This is a genomic window from Cupriavidus sp. 01L46 (assembly GCF_056399905.1).
The window spans coordinates 1-7,701 of sequence record NZ_JBFTSF010000313.1 but is presented as its reverse complement, the minus strand read 5'-3'; the positions used below and the strand labels follow the sequence as shown (position 1 = coordinate 7,701).

Below are 7,701 nucleotides of genomic sequence, written 5' to 3'. Positions count from 1 at the left end.
AGTACAACATCGTGCTCGACAGCAAATACCCCGCCGTGGTGGCCGAGAAAGGCTCTGGCAGCCTGAAGGTGTTCTTCCCCGTGCAGGCCACCGACGGCAACGCCACCGCCATCGTCGGCATGAGCGGCGCGGCCGCCGCCAACGCCGTGCCGCAAACCGCGAGCGCGCAACTCAAGGGCGGCGACCTGAACGCAGCCCGCACCCAGCTTGAAGCAGCACGCGCCGCCTTTATCGAAAAGTACGCGCCGCAGGGCAAGTTCGCCATCGATATCACCCAGCGCGCCGACAGCCTGGAGGTCAAGGTCACCGGCAGTTCCGCCCACGGCTCCCGGCCCGAGGAAGGCGTGAATCCCCTGCCGCGCCTGACGCTGTTCCTGCGGGAATCCGGCATCGTGCTGGCCGACAACCACTACGCCCGTGCAGCGAAGTACCTCGACGACCTGTATGGCACCGGCTACCTCGGCGAGAAAATGGGCGTGGCCTACAAGGACGACTTCATGGGCCCGCTCACCCTGTCGCCCAACCTCGTCCAGGAAAAAAATGGCCAGTTGGAGGTCACCACCAACGTGCGCATGCCGCGCGGCAACACGCCGCAAGCCCTGTCCAAGGCCGTGGCCGACAAGATCAACGCCTGGGCTGCCGCCAACCACGCAACGGTGACCATCAGCCACGACCAGGGCGACTGGATGGCGCGCGACCCTAAAGGCGCGTGGCTATCCACGCTGCTCAACATCTTCGGCGACACCACGGGACTGGAAGCCAAGCCCGTGCCCACCGCCGGCAGCACCACCGCCAAGCTGATGCCGAATGCCATCAACTTCGGCCCCGCCATGCCCGGCAAGAAGTACACCGCGCACAACGCCAAGGAGTACAAGGAAGTTGCCGACCTGGACCTGGACATGCAGATGTTCACCGAGATGCTGATCCGCATCGGGGATCTGAAGACAATGCAGTGAGGCAGTGGCCGCTGCTATGTGCCAATGTTTGCCGGCTGCGTCGCATTACGTTGCCTTGCGTTAGTCGCGGTCGCGAAACCTGTATCGGCCGCCCCCCAGATCAATAGCGCCGGAACCTCCACCGACGCAAGCGTGCCCCAATGATCCCGTCGTGTCAGGGTGGCATCCGACTGGCGGGCAAACAGCGCCGCCCCGCAATCCTGCGCCATCTGCACGAACATCGCTCGCGAGAGCGTGTCGGCCGGTGGAATCGCCTTCTCGGCGAATTCCTGCGTCACCGCGGCATGTTCACCATTGCGGATTCGTGCACTGATCGCCCGTACGCCAGCAGGGTCCGGATGCATGCCGGGGTTGCAGTTCATCAGCCAAAGCCCTGCCACGCGTTCCGGGGCTCTGGCAAGTACCTCCATGGCGAGACAACCGCCGTATGCGGTACCGGCAACGATAAAGCGGCCTTTGACCTGGGATAGCAGAAGATCGGCGCTCGCGGCGAAACTCTCCTCCGCGAGGACTTTGACTTCCGCGTCGACGATATCCGACAAGCCTTCAAGCTGGGCGCGATACAAGCGCGCGTCACACGGCATGGCAGGCAAAAGGATCAGTGGGAGCATCGTGATTGGCTCAGACGGCGTCGATCAGGAGATCGATTCTACGGCGCTCGCTCGGCCAATGCGCGCTCCGGGACAGGAACATCCATGTGAGACGGAACGTCGGTTTTTGTGAGACGCAGCGTCAAGTGACGAAACGATAACTCTGCAAGAATTGGCGCCGGTTCGTGGTACGCGCCACCCCTCCAGCAAGAGTGCGGCCCCGGGCCGCACGACCAGGCCATCCCAAGGATTCTCGATAGCAGCCCGGCAGCGCAGCTTGTGTCCGGCGCAGCGCGCCGCGGCTGGCCGACACCATGCAGTCCCTGCGGGATGCGCCTGGCACGAGCCATAGCGTACTGAAAACACAATATTGAAGGCGGGACATCTCATGCTGAAAAGTAGGACGACATTCATATCGCTGACACTCCTGGCCGCCGCCGCGCTCTCGGCATGCGGGGGCGACAACCAAGACAAAGCGGCCGCGAACGCTCAGACGCCCGCCGCGCCCACGCCAGGGTCTCCGGCGTCCACCTGCGCCGAAACCGGCGTGGATGCGAAGTTCGCCTGCCAGACCGGGGCCACGGAGCCGCTCTACATCTACCAATGGGCGCTCAAGCAGGCGACCAGCTACTTCAAGTCTCTCTCCGGGATCGCGGATGGCATCACCGATCTCAACGTGGAAGACGTGCATGCCGCGGGCATCAAAGGCCAGGGTGTCAATGTCCTGGTGCTCGACGACGGCGTCGATATCGGCAATGAGGACCTGGCCGCCAATGTGAACGGGTCGATGACTTACAACTTTGACGACGGCACCAACAACCCCACGCCCGCCGATATCCCCAATAACATTGCGGAGGCCCATGGCACCCATGTCGCCGGCATCATCAGCGCGGCGCAGAACGGGAAAGGCGTGATTGGCATCGCGCCCCGCGCGACCCTTGGCGGCGCGCGTTTCATCGGCACCGCGAATGCCAGTATCTTGCAGGCCTACGGTGGTGCCGACTGGTCCAGGAATGCCCACATCGTCAATGCATCATACGGAGGCAATCCCGTGGTGCCGGACGAGTACGACACCGAATCCGGGAGCAGCTCCGTCATCAGGGCCTTTCCGAACCTGAGAAGCGGCAAGGGCCTGGTCATGGTAAAGGCCTCGGGCAATGAGTACAACAACACCGGCGGCGACGACCCCAGGTTCTGCCCCGATATCGATGGGATACACGGCGTCATCAGCTGCGAGAATCCCGCGAACGACACCGAGGCGCTGGAGCCAGGCGTCATCCTGGTCGGCGCGGCCAACGCCAAGGGCATCAAGTCAAGCTACTCCAACGCCGGGGCGGTCAACTGGATCACCGGGCTTGGCGGTGAATTCGGGGAAGCGGGGCAATACGGAGAGCTTGGCTCCGGTACGATGATCTTCTCGACCGACCTGACTTCTTGCGCGAAAGGCTATAGCCGCAACTTCCTGGAACTCACCAACGCATTCAGCATTGGCGGCAGCGCAACCAACAAGAAAGATAACGCAAACTGCGACTATGCCAGCATGAACGGCACCTCGGCCGCTACCCCGACCATTTCAGGGGTCGTTTCACTGATGCTGGCGGCAAATCCAAACCTGACGTGGCGAGACGTGCGCGAGATTCTTCGCGTCACCGCCAGGAGAATCGATCCGGACTATGGCGCGCGCAACAACCGGAATCTCCGGCTTGACCTGAAGCAGGGGACATTCACCGCCAGCACGGATGCCAGCCTCGTCGATGGCAGCCAAACGGCGCGGCTGGACCTGGGCTGGCAAAAGAATGCCGCAGGCAACTACTACTCGAACTGGTACGGCTTCGGCCTGGCGGATGCCGCGGCCGCTGTCAGGCTGGCGAAGGCATACAGTGCCTACAAGCCGGCAGCCCTGGCCATTGGCGGTTTCACCAAGGCCTTCGCCGATAGCGCCCAGCTCAAGTACGGCTCGGTCCAGAAGCTGGGGCAATTCACGGCCGGCGGCAACGACAAGGTGGATGCCCTGCAGCTAAGACTAAGCGGCTCGATCTGCGTCGGCAGCGTTGGTGTCTTTGTCAAATCGCCTTCCGGAACCCTATCCGCGCTCGCTGTTCCATACAACAGCTACTACAGCACGGGCGTTCCGGAAGTGAAAAGCTACGGGCTAGGCAGCTATGCATTCCATGGCGAGAACGCCGCCGGGAATTGGGAGGTGTATGCGGTCAGCGTGATGCCGGCCACCGCGGCGCCCGGCACGTGCAGCAGTTTCCAGCCGGAAGCCGATGGCGTCAGYGTCAAGCTCAGCAAACCCTTGGCTGTTGAATACCGTGTGATTGCCGCGAAATAACGGGGCGAGGAGAATGATGATGAAAGTGAATTTGTCCTTCAGGGTCTTGCTGTCCGGCGTCGCGGCGCTTGCCACCACGCTGTGCTACGCGGGCGCGTCGACCTTTGTGGCTGGGCAACAGCTGTCGCCCGCGCAATGGAAGAGCCTTGCGGGCACGACGGTCGTTCGCCTTGGCAGCCAGTCGTTCCAGACGCTGCCGGCCTCGGCGAAGAACGCGGGCGCCGCGGGCAGTGCGGTGACGCTGGTCGTCAACGATCGGGGCGTTGTGGGCGAAAGCCGCAACGAGGTGGTCGTTTCGCAAGTATCGACCCAGGAAGTCCAGCAGACGATCGGCAAGCTAAGCCACGCCGCTATCGGGGTCCAGTACTTCGATCACATGAGCATCAGCCAGTTGACGTTTGCTTCGTTCCAGGATGCGGTCAACGCCAGGGAGCAGCTCAAGACACTGCTTGCGCCGGGGGCGGCGGTCGATGTCCCGATCCGGTATGGCAAGCCCAAGGTGCGCTGAGCCGGCTTTCGCGGCCGAAGTCACGCCTTCCTGCCGCGCTTGAAGACCCCGGCCGCCCGGGGCCTTGCCAATGCGGCGGTGCTTGCCTGGCGTGCTACACGCAGTGCGGCGGGCAGGCGATCGACATCGAGGGCTGAGGCCTTGCAGTCAGGCGCCGGTGCCGATGGCGGTGAATTCGCTCCGCAGGCTCTCCAGCCATTCGTTGATGGTGGCAGCTTCACTGCCGCTGGCAGACGCCGCAGACCAGCTGTTGCGGGGACGCTCCGCGAGCGCGCGCACCTCCCGCGGACTCAGGCTGRAGCGGCGGCGAAAGGCGCGGCTGAACGTGCTCTCGTTGGAATAGCCGTAACGATATGCCAGCTCGGCGATACTGAGCCCGCTGCCCTTGGATCGGGCCAGTTCATCGAAACAGCGATCCAGCCGCCTGCCCTGGATGTAGGCGTTCACGCCGCCGTCGCTMTCGAACAGCCGGTAGAGGCTGGCTCGCGACAGGCGGAAGACGCTGGCAACTTGCTCCGGCGAGAGCCMTTCCGTGGCCAGATGTTGTTCGATATAGCGCCGTACCAGCTTGCGCATGCTGCGGCGTGCCGCCGTTTGCACTTMGGGCTCGCTATCGCGCAGCCTGGCTCCGCTGCCCTCCAGCATGATCAGCGCCGCGGTGACCGATGCGGCCATCTCCTGCGCTGTCAGGCTGGCGCCGGCCAGCATGAGTTGCGACAGGTGAGACGCCAGCAAGCGTGTGGAACCCTGGCCGGCATCCAGCACGGTGCCGTGCAGGTTGCAGCTCCTCAGCGAGGCGGGAAGGCGGTCGCGCGGCACGGTGAGGGTGATGTTCGAAAACGCCGGCGTCCGGCTATCCAACGTCCGCCCCAGGTCGAGCAGGCTGATCGATCCCTCGCTCGCATGGAACGGCCGGTTGCCATACTCGCCCTGAACGCCGCCCGTGACGTAAAGCTGGATCAGGATGTGGTCGATATTGCTGCGCCGGATCTCAACGCTGCCCCGCTTGAAGCGATGCGCCACGGAGCCCCCGACACGGGCGATCAGGCTATCGCCTAGATGGACGCCCATCAGCTCGGCCGAGAACGCGTCGGGCGCGGCGCCAATCTCCACGTCAAAGAGCGGCGATAGCGCTGCGCGCCAGAGTTGGCAGGCGTCGGGAAGTGCCCGCCCATCGAGCCGGACATGCACTTGCGGCGGCGTCGCCGCCGCCGCGCCGTCTGCCTGCGCACCGGTTTCGGGTTCTGCCGCCATCTGTGCTGATGCTGGGCCTGCCACGCGATTCCTTTTTTTTGGGGCCGGTAAAAGGCTTCGGCGCACTCCGCATCGCGACCCCGTCACCCCGTCACCCCGGTGCGCCGCCATGCCGTAGCATGCGCGCCGGCCCGCTGCAGGGCACATGATATCGAATGGATGCGGTCATGCGTTAGCGCGGCGGCTTGCCCCAAAGAAAAACGCCCCACCGGGACCGAGTGGGGCGTTGCCTGACTGTGCGATGTCTCTGCGTTACACCGGCACGTCCTTCATCGGGTCCGGTTTCCGGTTATCGAACCAGCGATACAACGTAGGCACCATCACCAGCGTCAGCAGGGTCGAGGTGATCAGCCCGCCGATCACCACCACCGCGAGCGCGCGCTGCACTTCGGAGCCCGGGCCGGTGGAGAACAGGAAAGGCACCAGCCCCAGCATGGCGATGGTGGCCGTCATCATCACCGGGCGGAATCGCTGGGTCGCGCCCTGGATCACCGCCTGGTCCAGCGACAAGCCGGAGTCACGCAGCGTGCGGATGTACGACACCAGCACCACGCCGTTGAGCACCGCCATGCCCCACAGGGCGATAAAGCCCACCGAGGCCGGCACCGACAGGTACTCGCCGGTGACGAACAAGCCGATGATGCCGCCGATGGAGGCAAACGGCAGCACGGTGATGATCAGCGTGGCAAAACGCACGGAGTTGAACAGCAGGAACAGCAGGAAGAAGATCGCGGCGATGGTCACCGGCACGATGATCTTCAGGTGGCCCATGGCGCGCTCCATGTTCTGGAACTGGCCGCCCCACTCCAGGTAGTAGCCTTCCGGCAGCTTGACCTTGGCGCCCGCGGCCTGCTGCAGCTCGGCGACGAATCCGCCGAGGTCGCGGTCCTTCACGTTGATCATCACCACCACGCGGCGCTTGGCCATTTCGCGGCTGATCTGCGCGGGGCCGTCGGTGACCTCGATCCTGGCCACGCTTTGCAGCGGCACCTGGGCGCCGTTGGGCGTGGCCACCAGCAGCTGGCGGATGGCCTRCACGTTGTCGCGGAATGCTTCGGGCAGGCGCACCGCCGCGGCAAAGCGGCGCTCGCCCTCGAAGATGTCCGTGGCGCGCTTGCCGCCGATGGCGATCTCGATGATGTCGTGGATGTCGGAGGCATTGAGCCCATATCGCGCAATGGCCTGGCGGTCKATCTCGATCGACAGGTATTGCTGCCCGGAGATCCGCTCGATGCGGATGTCCTGCGAGCCCTGGATGCCGCCGGCAACCCGCGCGATCTCGCCGGCCAGGTCGCGCAGCTTGTCGAGGTCGTCGCCGAACACCTTCACCGCCACGTCCGAGCGCACGCCGCTGACCATCTCGTCGACGCGGTCGGAAATCGGCTGCGCCATCACGATCTGCACGCCGGGGATGGCCTTGAGCTTCTCGCGGATGGCGTTGGCGATATCGTCCTGGGTCCAGCCGTCGGGCCACTCGTCGCGGTCCTTCAGGCTGGCAATCGGTGTCGATTCATTCTGGCCCTGCGGGTCGGCCGGGCTTTCGCCGCGGCCCACGCCGGACACCACCGACTTCACGCCGGGCACCGACAGCACCAGCTTGTTGGCTTCCATCTCCAGCTTGACCGATTCCTCCAGCGAGATGTTAGGCACGCGGTCCAGCGCCGGCACGATCGAGCCCTCCTTCATCTCGGGGATAAAGGAGGTGCCCAGCAGCGGCACGATGGCCACGGTGGCCATGAATGCCACCACCGCGCCAATCACGGTCTTGCGGCTGTTGTTCAGTGCCCAATGCAGCATGCGCAGGTAGTGGCGCTTCATGAACGCGATSAGCYWGGTRTCRTGCTCSGCGCCGCCCTTGAGCAGGTAGGMSGACARCACCGGCGASAGCGTCAGCGACAGGAACAACGAGATCGCCAGCGCAATCGAGATGGTGAACGCCAGCGGCGCGAACATCTTGCCTTCCATGCCGGTCAGCGTCATCAGCGGCAGGAACACCAGGATGATGATGCCCACGCCGACGATCACGGGCGTGGCCACTTCCTGCACCGCCTTGACCAG

Annotated in this window: 6 protein-coding genes; 3 read left to right on the top strand and 3 right to left on the bottom strand. The window is 64.4% G+C overall.

The window, feature by feature from the left end; all coding sequences use genetic code 11:
• A partial coding sequence (locus tag AC1DS3_RS32755; protein WP_477128790.1) for a dipeptidase occupies nucleotides 1-956 on the top strand: 956 nt, incomplete at its 5' end.
• A gap of 14 nt (nucleotides 957-970) precedes the next feature.
• Here AC1DS3_RS32755 and AC1DS3_RS32750 read toward each other — a convergent pair.
• A complete protein-coding gene (locus tag AC1DS3_RS32750) occupies nucleotides 971-1,567 on the bottom strand; it encodes an alpha/beta fold hydrolase (protein ID WP_477128789.1) in 597 nt (198 codons plus the stop codon).
• A 349-nt stretch (nucleotides 1,568-1,916) separates the two neighbouring features.
• On the opposite strand from AC1DS3_RS32750, the gene AC1DS3_RS32745 reads away from it, so the two are divergent.
• Both AC1DS3_RS32745 and AC1DS3_RS32740 read left to right on the top strand, forming a co-directional pair.
• A complete protein-coding gene (locus AC1DS3_RS32745; protein ID WP_477128788.1) occupies nucleotides 1,917-3,881 on the top strand; it encodes a S8 family peptidase in 1,965 nt (654 codons plus the stop codon).
• Nucleotides 3,882-3,900: 19 nt separating this feature from the next.
• Entirely contained in the window at nucleotides 3,901-4,389 is a 489-nt protein-coding gene (locus tag AC1DS3_RS32740; protein WP_441634620.1) for a hypothetical protein, read from the top strand.
• Nucleotides 4,390-4,536: 147 nt separating this feature from the next.
• Here the strand turns inward: AC1DS3_RS32740 and AC1DS3_RS32735 are convergent, their stop codons facing one another.
• On the bottom strand, nucleotides 4,537-5,643 hold the full coding sequence (locus AC1DS3_RS32735) for a helix-turn-helix domain-containing protein (protein WP_477128787.1): 1,107 nt from the start codon (nucleotides 5,641-5,643) through the stop codon (nucleotides 4,537-4,539).
• A gap of 252 nt (nucleotides 5,644-5,895) precedes the next feature.
• The coding region (locus AC1DS3_RS32730; RefSeq protein WP_477128786.1) for an efflux RND transporter permease subunit at nucleotides 5,896-7,701 on the bottom strand (1,806 nt) is incomplete at its 5' end.

Excerpts from the sequence above, each read along its gene's own strand:
- AC1DS3_RS32750 (WP_477128789.1), bottom strand. The coding sequence starts at position 1,567 with ATGCTCCCACTGATCCTTTTGCCTGCCATGCCGTGTGACGCGCGCTTG.
- AC1DS3_RS32740 (WP_441634620.1), top strand. The coding sequence starts at position 3,901 with ATGAAAGTGAATTTGTCCTTCAGGGTCTTGCTGTCCGGCGTCGCGGCG.